We start from the raw sequence: 576 nt of genomic DNA, 5'->3' as shown, positions 1-576 counted from the left end.
CCGTCCGGCGGGACCGGTCAGTCGAACGCGTACGCCTCGACCTCGGAGAGGTAGCGCGCCCTGCGCTCCTCGTCGTGGTCGAGGAAGGCCGCCTCGAAGGAGTTCCGGGCCAGGGTGCGCAGCTGCTCGCGGTCCAGGCCGAGCGCCTCGTACACGGCCCGGAAGGTGTCTCCGACGTATCCGCCGAAGTAGGCCGGGTCGTCGGAGTTCACCGTGCAGAGCAGCCCCGCGTCCATCATGGACCGCAGCGGGTGCTGTTCCAGTACGTCGACGGCGCGCAGCCGTACGTTGGAGAGCGGGCAGAGCGTCAGCGGGATCCGCTCGGAGACCAGCCGGTCCACCAGGTCCGGGTCCTCCATGCAGCGCAGGCCGTGGTCGATCCGCTCGACGCCGAGGACGTCCAGGGCCTCCCGGATGTACTCGGGCGGGCCCTCCTCGCCGGCGTGGGCGACCTTCCGCAGGCCGAGGGCCGTGGCCGCCGCGTACACCTCGCGGAACTTCGCGGGCGGGTGGCCGACCTCCGCCGAGTCCAGGCCCACGGCGCTGATGCGGTCCAGGTACGGCTTCGCGGCGTCC

At 72.4% G+C, this 576-nt stretch carries 1 protein-coding gene; it reads right to left on the bottom strand.

What is annotated here, in order from left to right:
• Positions 1-17: 17 nt before the first annotated feature.
• The coding region (locus tag BFF76_RS30430) for an adenosine deaminase family protein (RefSeq protein ID WP_141695717.1) at positions 18-576 on the bottom strand (559 nt) is incomplete at its 5' end.

Origin of the sequence: Streptomyces mutomycini (genome assembly GCF_001700505.1) — a bacterium.
Lineage (GTDB): Bacteria > Actinomycetota > Actinomycetes > Streptomycetales > Streptomycetaceae > Streptomyces > Streptomyces mutomycini.
Note: the sequence above shows the minus strand (reverse complement) of the source record. Positions and strands in the feature narration are given on the sequence as shown.